General features: G+C 67.8%; 18 protein-coding genes and 1 pseudogene. 11 read left to right on the plus strand and 8 right to left on the minus strand.

From position 1 onward, the window contains the following. Nucleotides 1-69: 69 nt before the first annotated feature. Entirely contained in the window at nucleotides 70-1,206 is a 1,137-nt protein-coding gene (locus ESD82_RS12455) for an OmpP1/FadL family transporter (RefSeq protein WP_147428205.1), read from the minus strand. Between the two features lie 168 nt (nucleotides 1,207-1,374). Between ESD82_RS12455 and ESD82_RS12460 the strand changes: the two genes are divergently transcribed. The 5 genes from ESD82_RS12460 to ESD82_RS12480 all read left to right on the plus strand — a co-directional run bounded on the left by ESD82_RS12460 (nucleotide 1,375) and on the right by ESD82_RS12480 (nucleotide 8,131). Next, nucleotides 1,375-2,346, plus strand: coding sequence for a TDT family transporter (locus ESD82_RS12460; protein ID WP_147428204.1), 972 nt, complete (start codon nucleotides 1,375-1,377; stop codon nucleotides 2,344-2,346). 69 nt (nucleotides 2,347-2,415) lie between these two features. Further along, nucleotides 2,416-3,864 carry an IMP dehydrogenase gene (gene guaB, locus ESD82_RS12465; protein ID WP_024842887.1) on the plus strand — a complete coding sequence of 483 codons (1,449 nt, stop codon included), beginning with the start codon at nucleotides 2,416-2,418 and terminating at the stop codon, nucleotides 3,862-3,864. Between the two features lie 96 nt (nucleotides 3,865-3,960). Continuing rightward, nucleotides 3,961-4,767 (plus strand): lysozyme family protein, encoded by an 807-nt coding sequence (locus ESD82_RS12470; RefSeq protein WP_024842886.1) that lies wholly within the window; start codon nucleotides 3,961-3,963, stop codon nucleotides 4,765-4,767. 115 nt (nucleotides 4,768-4,882) lie between these two features. Beyond that, entirely contained in the window at nucleotides 4,883-6,034 is a 1,152-nt protein-coding gene (locus ESD82_RS12475) for an RsmB/NOP family class I SAM-dependent RNA methyltransferase (protein ID WP_024846194.1), read from the plus strand. A gap of 57 nt (nucleotides 6,035-6,091) precedes the next feature. Further along, the gene (locus ESD82_RS12480; RefSeq protein ID WP_147428203.1) at nucleotides 6,092-8,131 is read left to right on the plus strand and encodes a PAS domain-containing hybrid sensor histidine kinase/response regulator; all 2,040 of its coding nucleotides are present in this window, start codon (nucleotides 6,092-6,094) and stop codon (nucleotides 8,129-8,131) included. 12 nt (nucleotides 8,132-8,143) lie between these two features. Here the strand turns inward: ESD82_RS12480 and ESD82_RS12485 are convergent. Beyond that, nucleotides 8,144-9,134 (minus strand): IS630 family transposase gene (locus ESD82_RS12485; RefSeq protein WP_407672827.1). Its coding sequence is split into 2 segments (ribosomal slippage): nucleotides 8,144-8,782 and nucleotides 8,784-9,134, totalling 990 coding nucleotides; the frame shifts between segments, so codons are not numbered across the junction. A gap of 99 nt (nucleotides 9,135-9,233) precedes the next feature. Further along, nucleotides 9,234-9,818: a sulfotransferase family 2 domain-containing protein gene (locus tag ESD82_RS12490; protein ID WP_024846147.1), complete on the minus strand. Its 585-nt coding sequence runs from the start codon at nucleotides 9,816-9,818 to the stop codon at nucleotides 9,234-9,236. Nucleotides 9,819-10,061: 243 nt separating this feature from the next. On the opposite strand from ESD82_RS12490, the gene recA reads away from it, so the two are divergent. From recA to ESD82_RS12505, 3 genes are all read left to right on the plus strand, one after another. Beyond that, nucleotides 10,062-11,132 (plus strand): recombinase RecA, encoded by a 1,071-nt coding sequence (gene recA / locus ESD82_RS12495; protein WP_024846148.1) that lies wholly within the window; start codon nucleotides 10,062-10,064, stop codon nucleotides 11,130-11,132. A 225-nt stretch (nucleotides 11,133-11,357) separates the two neighbouring features. Continuing rightward, a complete protein-coding gene (alaS, locus tag ESD82_RS12500) occupies nucleotides 11,358-14,015 on the plus strand; it encodes an alanine--tRNA ligase (protein ID WP_028710988.1) in 2,658 nt (885 codons plus the stop codon). Continuing rightward, a complete protein-coding gene (locus tag ESD82_RS12505) occupies nucleotides 14,012-14,302 on the plus strand; it encodes a DUF1330 domain-containing protein (RefSeq protein ID WP_024846150.1) in 291 nt (96 codons plus the stop codon). Before alaS ends, ESD82_RS12505 begins: the two co-directional genes overlap by 4 nt. Before the next feature lie 182 nt (nucleotides 14,303-14,484). Here ESD82_RS12505 and ESD82_RS12510 read toward each other — a convergent pair. From ESD82_RS12510 to glmU, 3 genes and pseudogenes are all read right to left on the minus strand, one after another. After that, nucleotides 14,485-15,468: pseudogene (locus ESD82_RS12510) on the minus strand (IS630 family transposase). Nucleotides 15,469-15,762: 294 nt separating this feature from the next. Beyond that, a complete protein-coding gene (gene glmS, locus ESD82_RS12515) occupies nucleotides 15,763-17,580 on the minus strand; it encodes a glutamine--fructose-6-phosphate transaminase (isomerizing) (RefSeq protein WP_024843231.1) in 1,818 nt (605 codons plus the stop codon). Nucleotide 17,581: 1 nt separating this feature from the next. Further along, entirely contained in the window at nucleotides 17,582-18,922 is a 1,341-nt protein-coding gene (glmU, locus tag ESD82_RS12520) for a bifunctional UDP-N-acetylglucosamine diphosphorylase/glucosamine-1-phosphate N-acetyltransferase GlmU (RefSeq protein ID WP_024843230.1), read from the minus strand. Nucleotides 18,923-19,026: 104 nt separating this feature from the next. On the opposite strand from glmU, the gene ESD82_RS12525 reads away from it, so the two are divergent. Further along, on the plus strand, nucleotides 19,027-19,701 hold the full coding sequence (locus ESD82_RS12525) for an HAD-IA family hydrolase (protein ID WP_147428202.1): 675 nt from the start codon (nucleotides 19,027-19,029) through the stop codon (nucleotides 19,699-19,701). Between the two features lie 59 nt (nucleotides 19,702-19,760). On the opposite strand, the gene bfr is transcribed toward ESD82_RS12525, so the two are convergent. Both bfr and ESD82_RS12535 read right to left on the minus strand, forming a co-directional pair. Then, on the minus strand, nucleotides 19,761-20,246 hold the full coding sequence (gene bfr / locus ESD82_RS12530) for a bacterioferritin (protein WP_024843228.1): 486 nt from the start codon (nucleotides 20,244-20,246) through the stop codon (nucleotides 19,761-19,763). Beyond that, on the minus strand, nucleotides 20,194-20,484 hold the full coding sequence (locus ESD82_RS12535) for a (2Fe-2S)-binding protein (RefSeq protein WP_072461009.1): 291 nt from the start codon (nucleotides 20,482-20,484) through the stop codon (nucleotides 20,194-20,196). The genes bfr and ESD82_RS12535 overlap by 53 nt, the downstream gene beginning before the upstream one ends. 119 nt (nucleotides 20,485-20,603) lie before the next feature. Here ESD82_RS12535 and queA point away from each other — a divergent pair, with 119 nt between their 5' ends. Together queA and ESD82_RS12545 are read left to right on the plus strand one after the other, a co-directional pair. Then, complete coding sequence (gene queA / locus ESD82_RS12540; RefSeq protein ID WP_024843227.1) at nucleotides 20,604-21,659, plus strand: tRNA preQ1(34) S-adenosylmethionine ribosyltransferase-isomerase QueA; 1,056 nt, start codon at nucleotides 20,604-20,606, stop codon at nucleotides 21,657-21,659. After that, nucleotides 21,659-22,903, plus strand: coding sequence for an MFS transporter (locus ESD82_RS12545; RefSeq protein WP_024843226.1), 1,245 nt, complete (start codon nucleotides 21,659-21,661; stop codon nucleotides 22,901-22,903). The genes queA and ESD82_RS12545 overlap by 1 nt, the downstream gene beginning before the upstream one ends. The last annotated feature ends 37 nt before the right edge of the window (nucleotides 22,904-22,940 follow it).

Here is a 22,940-nt window from a genome sequence, read left to right on the forward strand (position 1 = left end):
CCCAGCCAGGAGCCGGGCTCGCATGGACAAGGCCCCGGCGGAACCGGGGCCTTGTCCTTGTGACACGGATCAGAAGGAATAGCCGATGCGCATTGCGATCGCCCAAGCCTCGCTGTCGTCCATCCTGGCGACTTCCGTCTTGTTGCCGCTCGGTCCCACGCCCAGCGTGGCGTTGCCAAGCTTGGTGTAGTTGATGCCGGTGGTGATCTTGATGTTGTCCATCGTATAGATCGCGGCCACCGTCACCGCCTTGCGGCCGTTCACCGGGGCCAGCGGCGAAACCGTGTCGCCCTCGCTCGGTTCATAGAGGAACGAGACCGAGCCCGACCAGTTGTCGGTGAACTTGCGCCCGACGCCGATGGTGTAGGTGGTGGTATCCTCGACCTCGACCAGCTCCGCGCCCGTCTGCGTCGGGAAGAAGAAGTTGTCCACCCGGAACTCGGACCATTTCACCCAGCGGATCGAGCCGAACAGCAGCGTGTCGGCGGCGATGCCGGTCTGACCCTCCAGCGTCCAGCTGCGCGGGGTCTTGACCTCATAGCTGCCGCTCGCGGCGATCGGAGTGCCCGAGAAGCTCTCCTTCATATCAAAATCATGTTCGATCGGCGAGTTGTAGGTCAGCGACACGCGGGCCGCGATCTCGGGCATCTCGTAGGCGACGCCCGCGACCCAGCCGATGCCCCAGGCGCCGTCGATATCCAGGTCGTAGCCCGAGACCCCGGCAGGGGGCGGACCTTTGTAGCCAAGGCCGCGCAGGCTGAGCTGGCCATCCGCATGAGAGCCGCGGATACCGCCGTGCACCGAGAAGTTGTTGTCGAACTTGTAGCGCAGCAATGCGGTATAGGTGGTCGAGTTGACCTCGACCCGCGTGCCACCCAGCACCGGCGAATTCGCCGTGGGATAGAGGACGTCGGCACCGAAGGGTTGTTCGACGATCAGCGCGCCGGACAGGTTCTCGTTGAACTGGTGCTTGTAGGCCAGACCGAAGAAGCCATAGCCTTGCGCCACATCGCCTGTTGGGGCGCCGCCATAGACCGCCAGATCCCGCCCGGACACGTCCGGGTTCACCCCGCCGAAGCTCAACTCCAGGTAATTCCCGCTTTCGAACAGCGGCGCCAGCGATTGCGGCGCGCGCTCGATCCCGCCGGCCAGAACGGGCGCGGCGCTTGCCAGCAGGGCGCCGATGCCGGTGACGATCCTTTTCATGGTTTTCCTCCCTAGCCAGGTTCGTGTCGAACCCCTTGGTTCAACCTGCGGCAGCCTGCCTGCTTGCGTCAATCGCCCCCGCCCGGTAACGCGGCGTTCTGACGCATCCGGCCGCTCTGGCGTGGCCTGCCGGCAACGCTATGACATGAAGGATCAAGGAGGTCCGTCATGCGCTTTGCCCCACCCCGGCTCAACCCGCCCGGCCTCTGGCGCCGGGTTCCGCCCGCGATCTTTCCGCCGCTGCTGGGCGCGCTGGGGCTTGCCCTGGCCTGGCGCGGGGCGACGGCGCGCTTCGGCCTGCCGCCGGGGCTATCGGGGATGATGGTGGGCATGGTGATCGCGGGTTGGGGCTTTGCGGTCCTCGCCTATGGCAGCAAGTTGATCCGCCGCCCCAGCGTGCTGGTCGAGGAATTGCGCGTCCTGCCCGGCCGCGCCGGCATCGCGGCGGCGCTGGTCGGCATCTATGTCGCGGCGCAGCTGCTTGCCCCCTTTGCGCCGGCCTTGGCCCAGGGGGTGCTGGTCGCCGGCATGGCGGCGCAGCTGGCCTTCTGGGCGGTGGCGATCCCGGTCATGGCCCGCACGCCGGGGCAGGGGCGGGTGACGCCGGTCTGGCAGCTGACCTTCGTCGGCCCCATCGTCGCCGCGCAGGCGGCCGCCGGCTTCGGCTGGACGGCGCTGGCCCAGGCGCTGTGGTGGCCGATGGCGGCGACGGCCGGCTTCGTCTGGGCCGCCAGCCTGTATCAGGCGCTGACCGAGCGGCTGCCGGCGCCCCTGCGCCCGCTGCTGATGATCCACCTGGCCCCCATCGCCATGCTGGGCAATGTCGCCGCCGCGCTTGCCTGGCAGCAGGTGGCGCTGGTCCTGGCCTGGGCCGCGGCCGCGGCGCTGGTCCTGACCGCCCTGCGCCTGCGCTGGCTGGTCGAGGCGGGGTTCTCGCCGCTCTGGGGTGCCTTCACCTTTCCGCTGGCGGCGACGGCGGGGTTGTGGACCGCGGTCTCGGGCTTTGCGCCGGGCTGGGCGCTGCCGGCGCAGATCCTGCTGGTCGCGGCCAGCCTGGTGGTGCTGCCGATCCTGTTCCGGGTCTGGCGTGCCTGGGCCAGCGGCGGGCTGGCGATGAAAACCAACGCGGCCATCGCCTGACGGGCTGGACAATCCGGCCGGCGCGTGAAATGGGAAACTGCCAAACGAACCCCTGACAAGGATGCTCCCATGCAGATTCGTGAGGCTTTGACCTTCGACGATGTTCTCCTCGTTCCTGCGGCGTCCTCGGTGATGCCCTCGACCGCCGACGTGACGACCTATGTCACCAAGCAGATCCGCATGAACATTCCGCTGCTCTCCAGCGCCATGGATACCGTCACCGAAAGCCGCATGGCCATCGCCATGGCACAGGCCGGCGGCATCGGCGTGATCCACCGCAACCTGACCGCCGAGCAGCAGGCCGACGAGGTCCGCCGGGTCAAGCGTTTCGAATCGGGCATCGTCTACGACCCGATCACCCTGACCCCGGACCAGACCATCGCCGACGCCAAGGCCCTGCAAGAGCGTTACAACGTCACCGGCTTTCCGGTGGTGGACGCGGCCGGCCGCGTGGTCGGCATCATCACCAACCGCGACATGCGCTTTGCCAACAGCGACGACATGCCGGTGCGGGCGGTGATGACGGCCGAGAACCTTGCCATCCTGCGCGAGCCCGCCGACCGGGCCGAGGCCATCGACCTGATGAAGGCGCGCCGGATCGAGAAGCTGCTGATCACCAATGCCGAGGGCAAGCTGACCGGCCTGCTGACGCTGAAGGATACCGAGAAATCAGTGCTGAACCCCCTGGCCTGCAAGGACGAGTTGGGCCGGCTGCGCGTCGCCGCCGCCTCGACCGTGGGCGACGAGGGCTATGAGCGCAGCCTGGCGCTGATCGAGGCGGGCGTGGACCTGGTGGTGATCGACACCGCGCATGGCCATTCCGAGGGCGTGGCCCGCGCCGTTTCCCGCATCAAGGCGCATTCGAACGCGGTGCAGGTCATCGCCGGCAACGTGGCGACGGCCGAGGCCGCCCGCGCGCTGGTCGATGCCGGCGCCGATGCGATCAAGGTCGGCATCGGGCCCGGATCGATCTGCACCACCCGCATCGTCGCGGGCGTGGGTGTGCCGCAGCTGACCGCGATCATGGATGCGGCGCGCGGCGCCGGCGACGTTCCGGTCATCGCCGATGGCGGCATCAAGTTTTCGGGCGATTTCGCCAAGGCCATCGCGGCGGGGGCGTCCTGCGCCATGGTCGGCTCGGCCATCGCCGGCACCGACGAAAGCCCCGGCGAGGTGATCCTGTACCAGGGCCGCAGCTTCAAATCCTATCGCGGCATGGGCTCGCTGGGTGCCATGGCGCGGGGTTCGGCCGACCGCTATTTCCAGAAGGACGCGGCCAGCGACAAGCTGGTCCCCGAGGGGATCGAGGGCCAGGTGCCCTACAAGGGCTCGGCCGCCGCGGTGATCCACCAGCTTGTCGGCGGCCTGCGCGCCGCCATGGGCTATACCGGCAACGCCACCGTGGCCGAGATGCGCGGCGGCTGCCAGTTCGTGCGCATCACCGGCGCCGGGCTGAAGGAAAGCCACGTCCACGACGTGCAGATCACCCGCGAAAGCCCGAACTACCGGCTGGGCTGATCCGGCCTGCGGCGGGGCCGGCCACGGGCCCCGCTTACCGAATCTTAACCGCCCTGCGCTAGAGACGGCCAGAGAGTCCTTGTCTGTGGCCGTTTCATGTTCCGTCTTGTTGCAATCCTATATGCTCTGGCGCTGGTCCTGGCGCCTATCCGCGCGCTGGCGCTGCCCTCGGCCGAGGTTTGCGAATGGGCCGCGCAGCAGGCGGCCGCGGAAAGCGGGGTGCCCGCCGACATCCTGGCTGCGCTGACCCTGACCGAGACCGGGCGCCGGCTGGACGGGATCGTGCGCCCCTGGGCCTGGAGCGCCAATGCCGAGGGCGAGGGCACCTGGTTCGACGATCCCGCCAGCGCCGTCGCCTTTGCCCAGGATCGGCTGTCCCAGGGGCGCACCAATCTCGACATCGGCTGCTTCCAGCTGAACTATCGCTGGCACGGCGGGCATTTCTCGTCGGTGGCGCAGATGTTCGATCCGCTGGAAAATGCCCGCTATGCCGCCCGCTTCCTGCGCCAGCTGCATGACGAGACCGGTGATTGGCGGCAGGCGGCGGGGGCGTTCCATTCCCGCACCCCGGCCCATGCGCAGCGCTACCTGGCCCGTTTCGATACGCTGCTTCAGATGCTGCGCGAACAGGGATATGCGGGCCTGGCGGTTTCGCCCGAGACCTATAACAGCTTCGCCGCGATCGGCACCGCCCGACGCAGCCGGCTGCGCGAGCGGGTGATGCTGCTGGGCGCACCCCTCGGCAGCGATGTGACGGGGCGGCCCGGTTCGCTGGCGGTGCTGGCCGCGGGACGCTCGCCGCTGGCGGCTGGGGGTGAACCGATGATCTCGATCCGTCTGGCAGGGGCTGAAGGCGAAAGGGCTTCGCTCTGGCGGCCGGGGATGCTGGCCGGACGGGATTGACAAAGCCCGGTCGGCGGCTTTTCTGGACGCCATCCGCCATCCGCCATCCGCCATCCGCCATCCGCCATCCGCCATCCGCCATCCGCCATCCGCCGCGCCTGGGACGCTGCCTGACATGACGCCCGCCGCCCGTGCCGCCGCGGCCATCGCCATCCTCGACCGCATCCTCGACGGGCAGGCCGCCGAGGCGGCGCTGATCCGCTGGGCGCGCGCCAGCCGCTTTGCCGGCTCGGGCGACCGCGCGGCGGTGCGGGATCTGGTCTTCGACGCCTTGCGCCGGCTGCGGTCGCGTGCTGCCCTGGGCGGGGCGCTGTCCGGGCGCGGGCTGCTGCTTGGCATGTGCCGCGAAGAGGGGCTCGACCCGGAGGCGCTTTTCACCGGCGAGGGCCATGCGCCGCCGCCGCTTTCGGATACCGAGCGCGCCGCGGGACGCGCGCCGATGCCGGACGAGGCGCTGGACCTGCCCGGCTGGCTCTTGCCGCTGTGGCGCCAGGCGCTTGGCCCGGATGCCGAGGCGGTGGCGCTGGCCATGCGCGACCGTGCGCCGGTCTGGCTGCGGGTCAACCTGCGCCGCGCCGATCCTGCCCGCGCCGCCGCCGCGCTGGCCGGTGAGGGCATCGTGACCGTGCCCCATCCCGATCTGCCCACCGCGCTGCGCATCGCCGAAGGCGCCCGGCGCTTGGCCCCCAGCCGCGCCTATCGCGAAGGGCTGGTCGAATTGCAGGATCTGTCGCCGCAGATGGCCTGCGCGGCGCTGCCGGCGCGGGGCAGCGTGCTGGATTTCTGCGCCGGCGGCGGCGGCAAGGCGCTGGCGCTGGCGGCGCGGGGCGCGAGCCCGGTGGTCGCGCATGACATCGACTTGGCGCGCATGGCCGATCTGCCGGCGCGCGCCGAACGGGCGGGGGTGCGCATCCGTCTGGCGGCGCCAGGCCAGGTGGCGGGCCGCTTTGACACGGTCGTCGCGGACGTACCCTGTTCGGGCAGCGGAACCTGGCGGCGCAGCCCGGATGCCAAATGGCGCCTGACCCGCGACGATCTGGATCGGCTTGCAAGCCGGCAGGCCCTGATCCTGGAGCAGGCGGCGGGTTTCGTTGCCGAGGGCGGGCACCTTGCCTATATGACCTGCTCGGTTTTGGCCGCCGAAAACGACGAACAGGTGCAGGGTTTTCTGGCCCGCGATCCCCGGTTCGAGCAGATCCTGGCGCGGCATTTTTCCCCGCTTTCCGCCTCGGACGGCTTTTATCTGGCCCTGATGCGCCGCCGTTAACCCTCTGTTAACGCGCATGCGCTATGCAGCGGAAAAAGGCGGGTCGCGAGGGCTTGGATGAATTCGGAACGGGCGGAATCCCTGCGGGCGGCGCAAATCGTGCTGCCTTTCCTGACGCTGCCTGCGGTGGTCGGGGCGCTTTGGCTGGCCTTGCAGCCCCGGCAGGCCGCGGGGGGCGCGACCTTCCTGGCGGTGGGGGCGGCAGTGACCGCCTGGTATCTGCTGGGTGGGGCCATCTCGGTCCGTCATCTCTGGCGCGGGCTGGCGGTGCGGCGCGATCTGAACCAGGTGCTGCCCACCCTGCGGGACCATGAACAGCCGGCCTTTGCCGTCGGTCCGGACGGCCTGGTTCTGGCGCAGAGCCAGGCGGGGCTGGACCGGCTCGGCGACCTGGTCGGCCGGCATGTGCAGGATGCGCTGGGCCGGCGCCATGCCGATCCGAAGACGCTTTGGAACGATCTGGGCCTTGGCCTGGCGCGCAGCGGCAAGGTGCGTGCCGACCTGGGCGATGCTGGGCAATATCTGGTGACGCGGCGGGCGGGTTCGACCATCCAGCTGTGGCAGGCGACCGCGCCCGAACGCCCGGCGCAGCCCGCCGCACCGCCGCCGCGGGCAGACGGGGACGATTTCGACCTGGTTCCCGTCTCACTGCTGATCCTCGATCCGGCGGCCAATGTCGTGCGCGCCAATACCGCCGCCTGCGAGCTGCTGGGCGGGCCGGTTCTGGGCCAGAACCTGGCCGCATTGCTGGACGGGCTCGGGCGCGATCTGGCGGGCTGGATCTCGGATGTCAGCGCCGGCCGCACGGTCGGCGGCAGCGAGGTGCTGCATGTCAGGGCCGAGGGCCCAGACCGTTTCGTGCAGCTGTCGCTGACGCGCGGCCGGGACGAACATGTGACCGCCGTGCTTTCCGATGCCAGCGCGCTCAAGACGCTCGAGGCGCAATTCGTGCAAAGCCAGAAGATGCAGGCCATCGGCCAGCTCGCCGGCGGCATTGCCCATGACTTCAACAACCTGCTGACCGCGATCACCGGGCATTGCGACCTGCTGATGCTGCGCCACGACAAGGCCGATCCCGATTATGCCGACCTGGACCAGATCAGCCAGAACGCGAACCGGGCGGCGGCGCTGGTCCGGCAACTTCTGGCGTTTTCGCGCAAGCAGACGCTCAAGCCGCAGATCATGGATCTGCGCGACACGCTTTCGGAGCTGACGCATCTGCTCAACCGGCTGGTGGGCGAACGGATCGTGCTGACCTTCGACCACGACCCGGCCCTGCGGATGATCCATGCCGACCGCCGCCAGCTGGAGCAGGTGATCATGAACCTGGTGGTGAATGCCCGCGATGCCATGCCCGAGGGCGGCGACATCGCCATCTGCACCGACAATCTCCGGCTGGAGGCCAGGACCGAATTCGGCCGCGCCACCCTGCCGGCCGGGGACTACGTCCGCGTTCAGGTCCGCGACCAAGGCTGCGGCATTGCCCCCGACGATCTGGCCAAGATCTTCGAGCCTTTCTTCACCACCAAGCGCACGGGCGAGGGGACCGGGCTTGGCCTGTCCACCGCCTATGGCATCGTGAAGCAGACCGGCGGCTATATCTTCTGCGACAGCACGCCGGGCGAGGGCAGCTGCTTTTCCCTGTTCTTCCCGGCCCATGACCGAGGCATCCCCGAAGAGATGCCGGCCCCGGCCGCCGGTCCGATTCGCGCGCGCCGCGAGGTCGAGGCGACGGTGCTGCTGGTCGAGGACGAGGCGCCGGTGCGCGCCTTTGCCAGCCGGGCGCTGAAGCTGCAGGGCTTCGAGGTGCTCGAGGCCGCCTGCGCCGAAGATGCCCTGTCGCTGCTGGCCGACCGGCGGCTTGTGGTCGATGTTTTCGTGACCGACGTGGTGATGCCGGGCATGGACGGCCCGGCCTGGGTGCGCACCGCGCTGCGCGACCGGCCCGGCACGAAGGTCATCTTCATGTCGGGCTATGCCGAGGACATCTTTTCCGAGGGGCGACCGCCCGTGCCGGATGCGGCCTTCCTGGCGAAGCCGTTCTCGCTTTCGGATCTGACCGCGCTGGTCACGCGGCAATTGGAGGGCGGCGCCTAGCGCGGATTCGACTTAGTCCGGGTCATATCCGGCGGGCTCGAAGTAGTTCCGGCATTCCTCGGGGGTGAAGGCGGATAGACAGTCGGCGACGGCTGACCAGAGATCGTCAACGGTTCTGGCAGCGACCTTTCTGAGCAGTGCCTTGAGCTTGGAGAAAGCCATCTCGATGGGGTTAAAGTCCGGCGAGTATGGCGGGCGGAACAGGAGCCGTGCTCCAACTTTTTCGATGGCGTCGCGCACGCCGCTGATCTTGTGGGCGGGCAGATTATCCATGACCACGACATCCATGACCACGACGTCACCGGGGCGCAGCTCTGGTGCGAGCACCTGCTCGGCATAGGCGAGGAAGGCTGGTCCGTTCATTGGCCCATCGAGCAGCATCGGTGCCGCCATGCCAGATAGCCGCAGGCCTGCGGTAAAGGTGGTGGTCTTCCAATGTCCGTGTGGAATGGGCGCCCGGCATCGCTCGCCACATGGCGCTCGTCCTCGCAGCCGCGCCATCTTCGTGGATGCCGCGGTCTCATCGATGAAGATGAGCCTCTCGGGATCGAGATCGAGCTGGCCGTCGAACCAGGCTATGCGGCGGCGCAAGACATCGGGACGCTGCTGCTCTGAGGCATGCGCCGTCTTTTTTTGGCCGTCTTTTTTTGAACGTGATGCCGCGCCGGTCAAGAAACAGCCAGACCGTCGAGGGCGCCACCCGCACGCCGCGCTCGCCGATCTCAGCAAGAGTGATGTCCGGTGTCTTCTCGATGAGGCCCGGAATGAAGGCCGCGTGCGTATCAAGCTTCGAGCGCGACGGCTGTCCCTGCTTGCGCGCTTCCATCTCGCCGGTCTCGCGATAGCGGCGATACCAGGCCCCGGCCGTCGAGATGCCGATGCGGAAGCGTCGTGCCGCCTCCCGCGTCGAAACCCCATCTTCGATCGCGGCAATTACCCGACCGCGAAGGTCTCCGCTCAGGCTCCTCGTCTTAGGCTCCTCGTCATCATCTCCTCCTGGCAAATCACAGGAGCAGTGAATCAGACATTGTTCATCGCGTGAATCCTCAAAGCGACCCGGTGTTCGTCAAATTCGCTCTAGATCACCGGTGGCGCAGCTGGATCAGAGCGTATCGTAAAGCGCGAAATCGCGCGCCATGACCTTGCGCAGCAGGCCTTCCTGCTCGGCCTGCAGGCTGACATCGACCGCCGGAGGCACGTTGACGCGGGGCAGGCTGATCGCGCAATCCAGTCGATCCTCGAGGAAATGGGTGAAGGCATCCATGTCCTCGTAGCGAAAGATGCGATCGACGCGATCCGCTTCCGCGGTCAGGAAATCCGCCTGGGCGCCGACGCGTGCGATGTCGGGCCCGGCGGGATCGGCATAGGCCTGCGCGAAATCAGCGAAGCTGAGCCCGATCATGGCGTGGCTCGGATCTTCCTCGTCGTCGCGCAGGCGAAAGCGGTACCAGCTGCGCAGCCATCCTATCGGCTCGCGCATCAGGGCGATGGTGGTGAATTTCTCGCCGGTGACGGAATGAAGCCAGGGCTCGATATGGCGGCGATAGGTGCGCAGGTCGGCGTGTTTGAGTTCGGCCGGGCGCTGGACGGCGACATTGGCCAGGGCTTCGAGCGCGGTCTCGACCGCGGTGGATCCGGCTTTCGGCGTGGCCAAGAAAACCAGTCGTCTTTCCCAGAATATCAGCATTTCCTGCAAGCTTTCAGCCATTGCGGCACGCGTGCCGGCATAGCCACTCGCCCTGAGGCTGTAAACCGTTTCTTAATCCTCTTGCGGCAGACTGGGTCAGGAAGGCGAGAGACCTTCCGATTCGCAAAGCAGGACTTGCATTTCCGCGCAAGGATGCGCAAATAGGAACATCCCGTGAACAAAAGTGGCGGGCGGGCGCTGATTGCCCCGGATGGCGGGGTGTGAAATAAGCATGAGGACCGCATGGCAGGGGCAACACTTTTCGACATGAACGACAAGCGATCCGCAGACAAGCAGAAAGCGCTGGACAGCGCGCTGGCCCAGATCGAACGGCAGTTCGGCAAGGGCTCGATCATGAAGCTGGGCGCCGACAACCCGGTGGCCGAGATCGAGGCCACTTCGACCGGCTCGCTGGGGCTCGACATCGCGCTGGGGATCGGCGGTCTGCCCAAGGGCCGGATCATCGAGATCTTCGGGCCGGAAAGCTCGGGCAAGACCACGCTGACACTGCATGTCGTGGCCGAAGAGCAGAAGAAGGGCGGCGTCTGCGCCTTCGTTGACGCCGAGCACGCGCTGGACCCGCAATATGCCAAGAGGCTGGGCGTCAACCTGGACGAACTGCTGATCAGCCAGCCCGATACCGGCGAGCAGGCGCTGGAAATCGTCGATACGCTGGTGCGCTCGGGCGCGGTCAGCCTGGTCGTGGTCGATTCGGTGGCGGCGCTGACGCCGAAATCCGAGATCGAAGGCGACATGGGCGACATGCAGATGGGCAGCCAGGCCCGGCTGATGAGCCAGGCGATGCGCAAGCTGACCGCCAGCATCGGGCGGTCGAACTGCATGGTGATCTTCATCAACCAGATTCGCATGAAGATCGGCGTGATCTTTGGCAGCCCCGAGACGACGACGGGCGGCAATGCGCTGAAATTCTATGCCTCGGTGCGCCTGGACATCCGCCGCACCGGCTCGATCAAGGACCGGGACGAGGTGACCGGCAATGCCACCCGGGTCAAGGTAGTGAAGAACAAGGTCGCGCCGCCCTTCCGCGAAGTCGAATTCGACATCATGTATGGCGAAGGCATCTCGAAGGTTGGCGAGTTGATCGACCTGGGTGTCAAGGCCGGCGTGGTCGAGAAATCCGGATCCTGGTATTCCTATGGCGACGAGCGCATCGGCCAGGGCCGCGAGAATGCCAAGCAGTTTCTGCGCGACCATCCCGAGATGGCCTATGCGATCGAGGACAAGATCCGCGCCAGTCATGGGCTGGACTTCGGCGTCACGGACGACGGCGACGAGGTGATGGCCGAAGATTGACCCTGGATCGGGCCGGTTTTCGAGGCGAAGCACGGGGGCTTTGCCCCCACGCTTCCTGCGCCCTGGATGGGGCGCAGGAAGCATTCCCCCAGGATATTTGCACAAGGAAGACCCTGCCGCCGGCGCCAGGCCATGCAGGATTGCTGGACAGCCGCCATGGCTGGGGCTAGACCGGGCGGCACACCGGTTCTGGCCGGAAAGACCGCTTTGCGATGAAGGCCCGATATGCCCAGCTTGAATGACATCCGCTCGACCTTCCTGAACTATTTCGAACGCAACGGCCACAGGGTCGTCGAGTCGAGTCCCCTGGTGCCGCGAAACGACCCGACCCTGATGTTCACCAACTCGGGCATGGTGCAGTTCAAGAACCTGTTCACCGGGGTCGAGACCCGCGACTACAAGCGCGCCACCACCGCGCAGAAATGCGTTCGCGCCGGCGGCAAGCACAACGACCTCGACAATGTCGGCTATACTGCGCGCCACCATACATTCTTCGAGATGCTGGGTAACTTCAGCTTCGGCGATTATTTCAAGGACGGCGCGATCCCCTTTGCCTGGGAACTGCTGACCAAGGATTTCGGCATCCCCAGGGACAAGCTGCTGGTCACGGTCTATCACACCGATGACGAGGCGGCGAACATCTGGAAGAAGGTGGCGGGGCTTTCCGACGACCGCATCATCCGCATCCCGACCAGCGACAATTTCTGGCAGATGGGCCCGACCGGTCCCTGCGGCCCCTGCACCGAGATCTTTTATGACCATGGCGAGCAGATCTGGGGCGGCCCGCCCGGCTCGGCCGAGGAGGACGGAGACCGCTTCATCGAGATCTGGAACCTGGTCTTCATGCAGAACGAGCAGTTCGAAGACGGCTCGATGCGGGCGCTGGACATGCAGTCGATCGACACCGGCATGGGGCTGGAGCGGATCGGCGCGCTGTTGCAGGGCAAGCACGACAATTACGACACCGATCTGATGCGCAGCCTGATCGAGGCCAGCGCCCATGCGACCAGCGCCGACCCGGACGGTCCCGGCAAGGTGCATCATCGCGTCATCGCCGATCACCTGCGCTCGACCAGCTTCCTGATCGCGGATGGGGTGATGCCCTCGAACGAGGGTCGGGGCTATGTTCTGCGCCGCATCATGCGCCGCGCCATGCGGCACGCGCATATGCTGGGCGCCAAGGATCCGGTGATGCACCGCCTGGTCCCGGCGCTGGTGCGCGAGATGGGAGCTGCCTATCCCGAGCTTGGCCGCGCCCAGGCGCTGATCGAGGAGACGCTGAAGCTGGAAGAGACCCGCTTCAAGCAGACGCTGGATCGCGGCTTGCGGCTGCTGGACGAGGAACTGGCAAAGCTGCCCAAGGGGGCGAACCTGCCGGGCGAGGCGGCTTTCAAGCTCTACGATACCTATGGCTTCCCGCTGGACCTGACCCAGGACGCGCTGCGCGAAAAGGGCCGCGCGGTCGATACGGCCGGTTTCGATTCGGCGATGGCCGAGCAGAAGGCCAAGGCTCGCGCCGCCTGGGCCGGTTCGGGCGAGACCAAGGATGCCGCGATCTGGTTCGACATCGCCGAAGAGCATGGCGCGACCGAGTTCCTGGGCTATGATACCGAGATCAGCGAGGGCCAGATCCTGGCGCTGGTGCAGGACGGCGGTGCCGTCGAGGAGGCGGGCGAGGGGCAGGCGGTGCAGATCGTCGTGAACCAGACGCCTTTCTATGCCGAATCCGGCGGTCAGGTCGGCGATACCGGGCTGATCAAGACCGAGACGGGTGCCGCGCGGGTGACCGATACGAAAAAGGTCGGCGGCGTCTTCATCCATGTCGCCGAGGTGACGCTGGGCTCCATCCAGCGCGGCCAGGGTGCGCAGCTTTCCGTCGATCACGACCGCCGCAGCGCCATCCGCGCCAACCATTCGGCCACGCATCTGCTGCACGAGGCGCTGCGCCGCGCCCTGGGCGAGCATGTCGCGCAGCGCGGCAGCCTGAACGCGCCCGACCGGCTGCGCTTCGATTTCAGCCATGCCAAGGCGATGACCCCCGAGGAACTGGCGCAGGTCGAGCGCGAGGTGAATGATTTCATCCGCCAGAACAGCCCGGTCGAGACCCGGATCATGACCCCCGACGACGCCCGCGCCCTGGGGGCGCAGGCGCTGTTCGGCGAGAAATATGGCGATGAGGTGCGCGTGGTCTCGATGGGCGAGCTGCCGGGCTCGGGCAAGGGGACCGGCGGGCAGACCTATTCGCTGGAGCTTTGCGGCGGCACCCATGTCGCACGCACCGGCGATATCGGCATGTTCGCCCTGACCTCGGAAACCGCCTCGGCCGCCGGTATCCGCCGCATCGAGGCGCTGACCGGCCAGGCGGCGATGGACGCGCTGCGGCGCGTGGACGGCGAACTCAATGAGATCGCCGGCATCGTCAAGGCGCAGGCCGGCGACGTGGTGAACAAGGTCCGCGCCCTGGCCGATGAGCGCAAGGCGCTGGCCAACGAGGTCGCGCAGCTCAAGCGCCAGCTGGCCATGGGCGGCGGCTCCGAGGACAAGCCGCGCGAGATCAACGGCATCAAGCTGATCGCCCGCCGGGTCGAGGGGGTGAGCGGCAAGGAACTGGGCCCGCTGGTCGACGAGATGAAGTCGCGGCTTGGCTCGGGCGCGGTGGTGGTGCTGGCCGAGGCCGAGGGCAAGGCGACGGTGGCGGCGGGGGTGACCCCCGACCTGACCACCCGCATCAGCGCCGTCGAACTGGTGCAGACCGCGACGGCGGCGCTTGGCGGCAAGGGCGGCGGCGGCCGTCCCGACCGCGCCCAGGGCGGGGCGCCCAGCCTTGCCGCCGCCGACAGCGCCATTGCTGCCGTCGAAACCCTGATCGGAGAGAAGGCATGACTGCGCTGTGGATCGCCCATGTGAACGTGACGGATCCCGAGGCCTATGGCGAATATGCGCGGCTTGCGGGTCCGGCGATCGCCGCGCATGGCGGGGTCTTTCTCGCCCGCGGCGCGCGCTATGTGCAGCTTGAAGGCAAGGAGCGCGCCCGCAATGTCGTGGCGCGTTTTCCCAGCCTCGAGGATGCGGTGGCCTGCTATCACTCGGCCGAATATCAGGCGGCGCTGGATCATGCCCGGGGCGCGGCCGAGCGGGATCTGGTCATCGTCGAGGAAAACCCGGCCTAGGCGCCAGGGCCTTCTGGGCTTTCTGCGCGATCCGGGCTTTCCTTTTACGCCGGGGATCTGGCCCCGGCCGGGTCGCGGTTTTCGGGCGATGGTCTTGGTCAAGCCCGCGGCAGCGGCCGCCTGGGGGCGGGCGTTCGTGGAAACATCCTGCTCTGTTCTGGTCCCGCTAGATCCTGCCCATATCAAATCGAAGCATAGCCTGCGTTTTTGAGGTGGTTGGCGCACTCCTTTGCGGAGAAGCTGTCAGGTCATGTGCCGAGGCGTTTCCAGGCGGCTTCGACGGTGCGTTCGGCGGCGGAGCGCATGAGGGGCTTGGGCGCGGCGAACATGAGGGGGCGAATGCCATGCGTTCGAGTGAGCCCCCGATCGTGTTCGATGGGGCTCAGATCCGGGCTGTATGGCGGGAGGAACAGCAGATGCGCGCCTGCCGCCCGCATGGCCTTTCGCACCGCGCCGCCCTTGTGGCTGCCGAGATCGTCCATGACCACCACGTCGCCCGGACGCAGGGTCGGAAAGAAGCACCGGCTCGACACAGGCGCGGAACAGATCCCCATTGATCGGGCCATCGAGGACGCAGGGCGCGTCGATCCGCTCCATCCGCGGCGCCCCCACGAAGGTCATCCTGCGCCAGTGCCCCTGTGGCGCACGGCCCGGCAGGCGGGTGCCCCTCGGCCCCCGGCCGCGCCGCGGGGCCATGTTTGTCTGCGCCCAGGTTTCCTCGATGAACACGAGCCGGCGCGGGTCGATCCTGTGCTGGTGCCGCCGCCAGCGGGCGCGGCGGCGGGCGATGTCGGGCCGTCCGGTCTCGGCGGCAAGGACGGCCTTTTTTTGAACGACACCCCCTCGGCATGGACGAAACGCCACAACGCGCCATAGCTGACCCTGACCCTGCGCGCGGCCAGCCCGGCCCGGAGCCGGCGCAGGGGCAGCGAGGGGTGTTCCGCAAGCCGGGCCAGCGCGTCGTCCCGTCCCGGCGCCATCACATCGCGCCGCTTACCGCCCATCGGACTGGCCTCGCAACTGCCTGTCGCGCGCCATCTCCGGGACCATTTCACAACGCTCGGCACGCTGAGGCCGAACATAGACGCAACCGCGCGCACCGTCTCTCCCTCAGCAACGCGCGCAACAACGCGTGTCCGAAGATCGCTGGACAAAGGTCTCGCCATGCATGCCGGCCTCCTTTCCCAGCAGCCATGTCGAAGCAGACCATCCCCGATCTGGGAGCGCCCGATCCAGCCTGAAACGATCAGGCTTTAGGCTCTCCGCGAGGGATGGCCGCATTCTCGGAAGGACCGGAAGGGCTTGGTGGGGGCTGCTTGACCTTGCCGTATCACGAATGGCGAATTGATCCGGGCGCAGCATGGATATTGCCGCAATCCGGCGGGCGAGCATCCCCCCGGTTTCCCGATGATGCGTGGCAAGCTTGATTGCCCCCAGTGCCCCGCGGCTGCCGGCCGGCCCTATTCCACCGTCACCGATTTCGCCAGGTTGCGCGGCTGGTCCACGTCGGTGCCCTTGGCCACCGCAGTATGATAGGCCAGATATTGCATCGGCACCGCGTAAAGGATGGGCTGGAACAACCCGCCGCCCGCCGGCATCGCGAGCCCCGCCCGCACGCCATGACCGCCGGCCTCCAGCCCCTCGGCATCCGAGATCAGCAGCACCTGGCCGTGGCGCGCCATGACCTCCTGCATGTTCGAGACGGTCTTTTCGAACAGCCCGTCGCGCGGCGCCAGCACCACCACCGGCACGTTCCGGTCGATAAGCGCGATGGGCCCGTGCTTCAGCTCGCCCGAGGCATAGCCCTCGGCATGGATATAGCTGAGCTCCTTGAGCTTCAGCGCCCCCTCCAGCGCCACCGGGTAAAGCGCGCCGCGGCCCAGATACAGCACGTCCTGCGCCTCGGAAAGCCAGCCGGCCAGGCGGCGGCATTCGTCGCTGACCGCAAGCGCCTGGTTCAGCAGCCCCGGCAGCGCGCGCAGGTCGGCCAGGTGCGCAGCCAGTTCGGCATCCGTTAGCCGCCCGCGGTCCCGCGCCGCCTTCAGCGCCAGCACCGCCAGCACCGCAAGCTGGCAGGTGAAGGCCTTGGAGGATGCGACGCCCACCTCGATCCCGGCCAGCGTCGGCAGGGCGATGTCGGCATCGCGCGCGATGGCCGAGGTGCCCACGTTCACCACCCCCACGGTGCGCGCCACCTTGTCGCGGGCGTAATGCAGCGCCGCCAGCGTGTCCGCCGTCTCGCCCGACTGGCTGACGAAGATCGCCCAGCTCTGCGGCGAAAGCGGCGGTTCGCGATAGCGGAACTCGGAGGCTACATCCAGGTCGCAGGGCAGGCCGGCCAGCGCCTCGAACCAGTAGCGCGCGACATGGGCGGCATAGAAGGCGGTGCCGCAGCCGACCAGGGTCAGCCGGTCCACGTCGCGGAAATCCAGCGCCTCGGGCAGCACGATCCGCTCGCCCTTGATGTAATGGTTCAGCGCATCGCCCAGCACCACCGGCTGTTCGGCGATCTCCTTGGCCATGAAATGCCGGTAGCCGGCCTTGTCGATCTGGGTCGCGCCCACGTCGATCTGCTGGATCTCGCGGTTGGCGGGGCGGCCCTCGGCGTCGAAGATCTCGGCGCCCGCGCGGCGGATGATGGCGTGGTCGCCGTCTTCCAGATAGGTGATGCGGTCGGTGAAGGGCGCCAGCGCCACCGCGTCCGAGCCCAGGAACATCTCGCCCGTGCCATGGCCCACGGCCAGCGGGCTGCCCTTGCGGGCGGCGATCATCAGGTCGGGCTCGCCCTCGAACAGGAAGGCCAGCGCAAAGGCGCCGTGCAGGCGGGCCAGCGTGGCCCGCGCCGCCGCGACGGGGCCGAGGCCCTGGCCCATGTGCCAGGCGGTCAGCAGCGCCACGGTCTCGGTATCGGTCTGCGATTCCGGCTGCATCCCCAGCCGCGTGACCTCGTCGCGCAATTCGCGGAAATTCTCGATGATGCCGTTATGGACCACCGCCACCGGGCCGCGGCGATGGGGGTGTGCATTGGCCTCGGTCGCGGCGCCATGGGTGGCCCAGCGGGTATGGCCGATGCCGGCATGGCCGGTCAGCGGCTCATGCACCAGCCGGTCCGACAGGTTCACCAGCTTGCCCACGGCGCGGCGGCGGTCCAGCCGGCCGCTGCCGTCCACCGTCGCCACCCCGGCGCTGTCATAGCCGCGGTATTCCAGCCGCTTCAGCGCCTCGACCAGTTGCGGCGAGACCTCGTGATCGCCCAGGATTCCGATGATGCCGCACATGTCAGTTCCCCTTTTTCTGGCGCAAGGCCTGCATCAGCCGCGCGGCAAGGCCCGGCTTGACCACCTGCTTGGCGCGTCCCAGCGCCAGCGCGTCGTCCGGCACGTCCTGGGTGATGACCGAGCCCGAGCCCGTCATCGCCCGCGCCCCCACCCGGACCGGCGCCACCAGCATGGTGTCCGAGCCGATGAAGGCATGGGCGCCGATCTCGGTCCGGTGCTTGCTGACACCGTCGTAATTGCAGGTCACGGTGCCGGCGCCGATATTCGTGGCCTCGCCGATATGGGCGTCGCCCAGATAGGTCAGGTGGCCGACCTTGACGCCCTCGTCCAGCACCGCGTTCTTGATCTCGACGAAATTGCCGACATGCACGTCGCCGCCCAGTTCTGCGCCGGGGCGCAGCCGGGCAAAGGGGCCGACGGTGGCGCCGGCGCTGACATGGCAGCCTTCCAGGTGGCAAAAGGGCAGGATCTCGGCGCCGCTTTCCACGGTCACGCCGGGGCCGAAGACCACGTTCTGCCCGATTACCGCGTCGCGGCCGATGCAGGTGTCGAGCGCGAACCAGACCGTCGCCGGATCGCTCAGCGTCACGCCGTCCTCCAGCGCCTGTGCGCGGGCGCGGGCCTGAAAGGCGGCCTCGGCCGCGGCCAGTTCCGCACGGGTGTTGATGCCCAGCGTCTCGGATTCGTCGCAGGTCACGACCTCGACCCGGCAGCCGGCCTCGCGGGCCAGGGCGGGCAGGTCGGTCAGGTAATATTCCCCCGCCGCGTTGCGATTGCCGATCCGGGGCAGGCATTCGCGCAAAAGCGCCGCATCCGCCGCCAGCACGCCGGAATTGACCAGGCGGATCGCCCGTGTCGCCTCGTCCGCATCCTTGTATTCGACGATCCGCTCCAGCCCCTTGGGTCCGGTGACAAGGCGGCCGTAGCGGCCGGGATCGGCAGCCTCGAAGCCCAGCACCACCACATCGGCGGGGTGGGCGGCAAGGCTTGCCAGCGTTTCCTGCCCGATGAAGGGGGTGTCGCCGTAAAGCACGATCACCCGGCCCTCGAAGCCCTCCAGCAGCGGCAGGGCCTGGCCGACGGCATGGGCGGTGCCAAGCTGTTGGTCCTGCAGGGCGATCTGCGCCTCGGGGTCGAGCTTGGCCACGGCCTTCTTCACCGCCTCGGCGCCATGGCCGGCGACCACCACCACCGCCTCGGGCGCCAGCGTCCGGCCGGCGGCAAGCGCATGGGCGACCAGCGGCATGCCGCCCAGCCGGTGCAGCACCTTGGGCAGGTCCGACTGCATGCGGCTGCCCTGTCCGGCGGCCAGCACGATCAGCGCGACGGGTTTCTCGGTCATCTCTGCCCTCTTGCCTGTTCCTTATCCTTGCCGGGCGTTCTACCTAGAGGGCGACGGTCGGGAAAGGCCCCGGCAGATCAAACATCTTGACGGAAGGTTACAGCATGGCGGGAACGGTGGTCTTCGATCTGGACGGGACGCTGGCCGACACCTCGGGCGATCTGATCGCGGCGGCCAATGCCTGCTTTGCCGCGCGCGGCCTCGGCGCGCTGCTGGACCCGGTCGCGGACGCGCTGATCGCCTTTCACGGCGGCCGGGCCATGCTGCGCGCCGGCTATGGCCGGATGCCCGGCAACCATCTGCTGCCGCCCGGCGCCGAGGACGAGGATTACCCGCGCCTGCTGGACCATTATGGCCAGGCGATCGCCGTCCATACCCGGCTTTACCCCGGTGCCGAGGCGGCGCTGGAACGGCTGGCGGCGGCGGGCCATCGGCTTGCGGTCTGCACCAACAAGCCCTCCGCGCTGGCCGAGACGCTGCTGCGCGAGCTGGGCATCCGTGACCGTTTCGCGGCGATGATCGGCGCCGACACGCTGCCGGTGCGCAAGCCCGATCCGCGTCCTTATGCCGCCGCGGTCGAGGCGGCGGGCGGCACGGTGGCGCGATCTTTCCTGGTCGGCGATACCGAGACCGACCGCAAGACCGCCGCCGCCGCCGGGGTCAGGGTGGCGCTGGTCGGCTTCGGCCCCGAGGGCGAGGCGCTGCGCCGCCTGGCGCCCGAGGCGATGCTGGCGCATTTCGACGACCTGCCGGAGCTGGCCGCCGCCTGGCTGGGCTGACCGGGCAAAGGAAAAGGGGGCCGCGAAGGCCCCCCCCGATGACGCATGTGCCGCAGGCGCTATTCGGCCTCGTCGGCGGATTTGGCGTTGAGCAGGCCATAGTTCTGCGCGCCGATTTCCTCGTAAAGGCCCAGCTGGGTCTCCAGGAAGTCGATATGGCCTTCCTCATCGGCCAGAAGTTCGTCGAACAGGCCCTTGCTGATGTAGTCGCCGACCTTGTCGCAATATTCCCGCGCCTCGATGTAAAGCGTGCGGGCGTCGTATTCGGCCGCCAGGTCGGATTCCAGCGTTTCCTTGAGGTTCTGGCCGATCCGCAACGGATCCAGCTTTTGCAGGTTGGGATGGCCCTCCAGGAAGATGATTCGCTGGATCAGGCGGTCCGCATGATGCATTTCCTCGATGGATTCGCCGCGGGACTTGTCGGCGATCTTGCCGTAACCCCAGTCCTCTTGCAGCCGGTAATGCAACCAGTACTGGCTGACCGCGGTGAGTTCAGACCGTAGCGCTGCGTTGAGATACTCGATGACCTTTGCGTCGCCCTTCATGGCTTACCCCTGTGCGGTTGGCTTTCAGCCCCCGCAGGATGGGGGGCACAGCCAGATTATCGCATCCGCGCATGGTGTCCAGAAACAAAGGCATACAGCCCCCGCAATCGGCGCGCTTGCCGAGTGCGTGGTAGATCTTGCCGGGGGTGATGATCGTCTCGGGGTCGGCGGCACGCATCCAGTCAATCGCGGCCTTGATGTCGTGGTCGGAAATCTGGGTGCAGTGGCAGACGATCATTTACTCACCTCGGTTGGCCAAAACTTACCCATTTCGTCGGATAAGTAAAGCCTGAGTTTTTCACTTTGTGATGACCGTCGCCTTGACGGCCCCCGGTGGCCCGGACAGAAGCTAAGCCCATGAAGCTGGACGATTTCGACTTTCACCTGCCCGAGGGGCTGATCGCCACCCGCCCGGCGCGGCCGCGCACCGCCGCGCGGCTGCTGCTGGCCCAGGGCGATTCGATTCGCGACCTGCATGTGCGCGACCTTGTCGACCTGCTGGGGCCGGGCGACCTGCTGGTGCTGAACGACACCAAGGTCATCCCGGCGCGGCTGAACGGCACGCGCGCGCGCCAGACCCCGCAGGGCGAGGCGGTGGCGAAGGTCGAGGTGACGCTGCTGGAACCCGCGGCCGATGGCTGGAAGGCGCTGGCCAAGCCGCTGCGCAAGCTGAAGCCGGGCGAGGTGATCCGCTTCGGCGCGGCGCTGTCCGCCGAGGTGGCCGGGATCTCCGGGGGCGAGCTGACCCTGCGCTTCGACGCCACGGGCGAGGCGTTCGACGCCGCGCTGGCGCAGGTCGGCGCCATGCCGCTGCCGCCCTATATCGCCGCGCTGCGTGCGCCCGATGAGGCCGATCGCGAGGATTACCAGACCGTCTGGGCGCGGCGCTCGGGCGCCGTCGCCGCGCCGACCGCCAGCCTGCATTTCGACGATGCATTGCTGGAGCGGCTGGCGGCAAAAGGCGTCGGCTTCGCCCATGTCACCCTGCATGTCGGCGCCGGCACCTTCCTGCCGGTCAAGGTCGAGGACGTGACGACCCACAAGATGCACGGCGAATGGGGCGAGGTCACGCCCGAGGCGGCGGCGGCCATCAACGCCACCCGCGCCCAGGGCGGGCGGGTGATCCCGGTCGGCACCACGGCGCTGCGGCTGATCGAATCGGCGGCCGCCGAGGACGGCACCGTGCATCCCTTCCAGGGCGTTACGGAAATCTTCATCTATCCCGGCTATCGCTTCCGCGTGACGGATGCGCTGATGACCAATTTCCACCTGCCGAAATCGACGCTGCTGATGCTGGTCAGTGCCCTGATGGGCCCGGACCGCATCCGCGGCATCTATCATCATGCGGTCGAATCGGGCTATCGCTTCTTCAGCTATGGCGACGCCTCCCTGCTGATTCCGAAGGATCCGTGATGCTGACCGTCCTGCGCACCACCTGGCCGCTGCTTCTGGGCATCCTGCTCTTGATGGTCGGGAACGGGATGCAGGGCACGCTTCTGGGCATCCGCGGCAAGATCGAGGACATCTCGACCACGCAGATGTCGGTGGTCATGGCCGCCTATTTCGGCGGCTTCCTCCTGGGTTCGCGCGTGGTGCCGGAACTGATCCGCCAGGTCGGCCATGTCCGGGTCTTCGCGGCCCTTGGCTCGTTGATCTCCTCGGTGCTGATCCTCTATGCGGCGGCGCCGCATTGGATCGCCTGGGCGCTGATGCGGCTGCTGATCGGCTTCTGCTTCTCGGGGGTCTACATCACCGCGGAAAGCTGGCTGAATGCCGGCACCGCCAACGAGAACCGCGGCCAGGCCATGTCGGCCTATATGATCATGCAGATGCTGGGCATCATCACGGCCCAGTTCCTGATGAACACGGCCGACCCGGCGGGCTATCTGCTGTTCGTGATCCCCTCGGTGCTGGTCAGCTTGTCCTTCCTGCCGATCCTGCTTTCGACCCAGCCCGCGCCGCAGTTCTCGACCCTGAAACGCATGAGCTTCGGCAGCCTGTTCCGCGCCTCGCCGCTGGGCTGCATCGGCATCTTCCTGATGGGCGGGGTGTTCTCGGCGCTGTTCGGCATGGCCTCGGTCTGGGGCTCGACCAAGGGGCTTTCGGTGCGCGAGATCTCGGCCTTCGTGGCGGCGATCTATGCCGGCGGGCTCTTGCTGCAATATCCGATCGGCTGGCTGTCGGACCATGGCGACCGCCGCGTCATCGTGCTGGGGCTGTCGGTGCTGGGCGCGGTGGTCAGCCTGGCCACGGTAACGCTGCAGCCGGGGATTTGGGGCCTGCTGCTGGCCGCGGCGCTGATCGGCGGCGTGGCCAATCCGGTCTATTCGCTGCTTCTGGCCTATACCAACGACTTCCTGGATCAAAGCGACATGGCCGCCGCCTCGGCAGGGCTCTTGTTCATCAACGGCGTTGGCGCCATGGCCGGGCCGCTGATCACCGGCTGGCTGATGTCGCTGCTGGGCCCGGACGGGTTCTGGGCCTATATCGGCCTGCTGCTGGCGATGCTGGCCTTCTATGCCGGCTGGCGCCGCACCCGCCGCCCCACGCCGGTCCTGGACCAGAGCTTTGCCGTCATCGCCCCCTCGGCCACCCCCGTCGCGGTCGAGGCGGCGCTGGAAACCGCCAGTTCCGACGATGCCGACAAACCCGCCTGAACGGCTTGCGACCGGCCTTCGGCTCTGCGACCATCGG

This window comes from Paracoccus pantotrophus (genome assembly GCF_008824185.1).
Classification (GTDB): Bacteria; Pseudomonadota; Alphaproteobacteria; order Rhodobacterales; family Rhodobacteraceae; genus Paracoccus; species Paracoccus pantotrophus.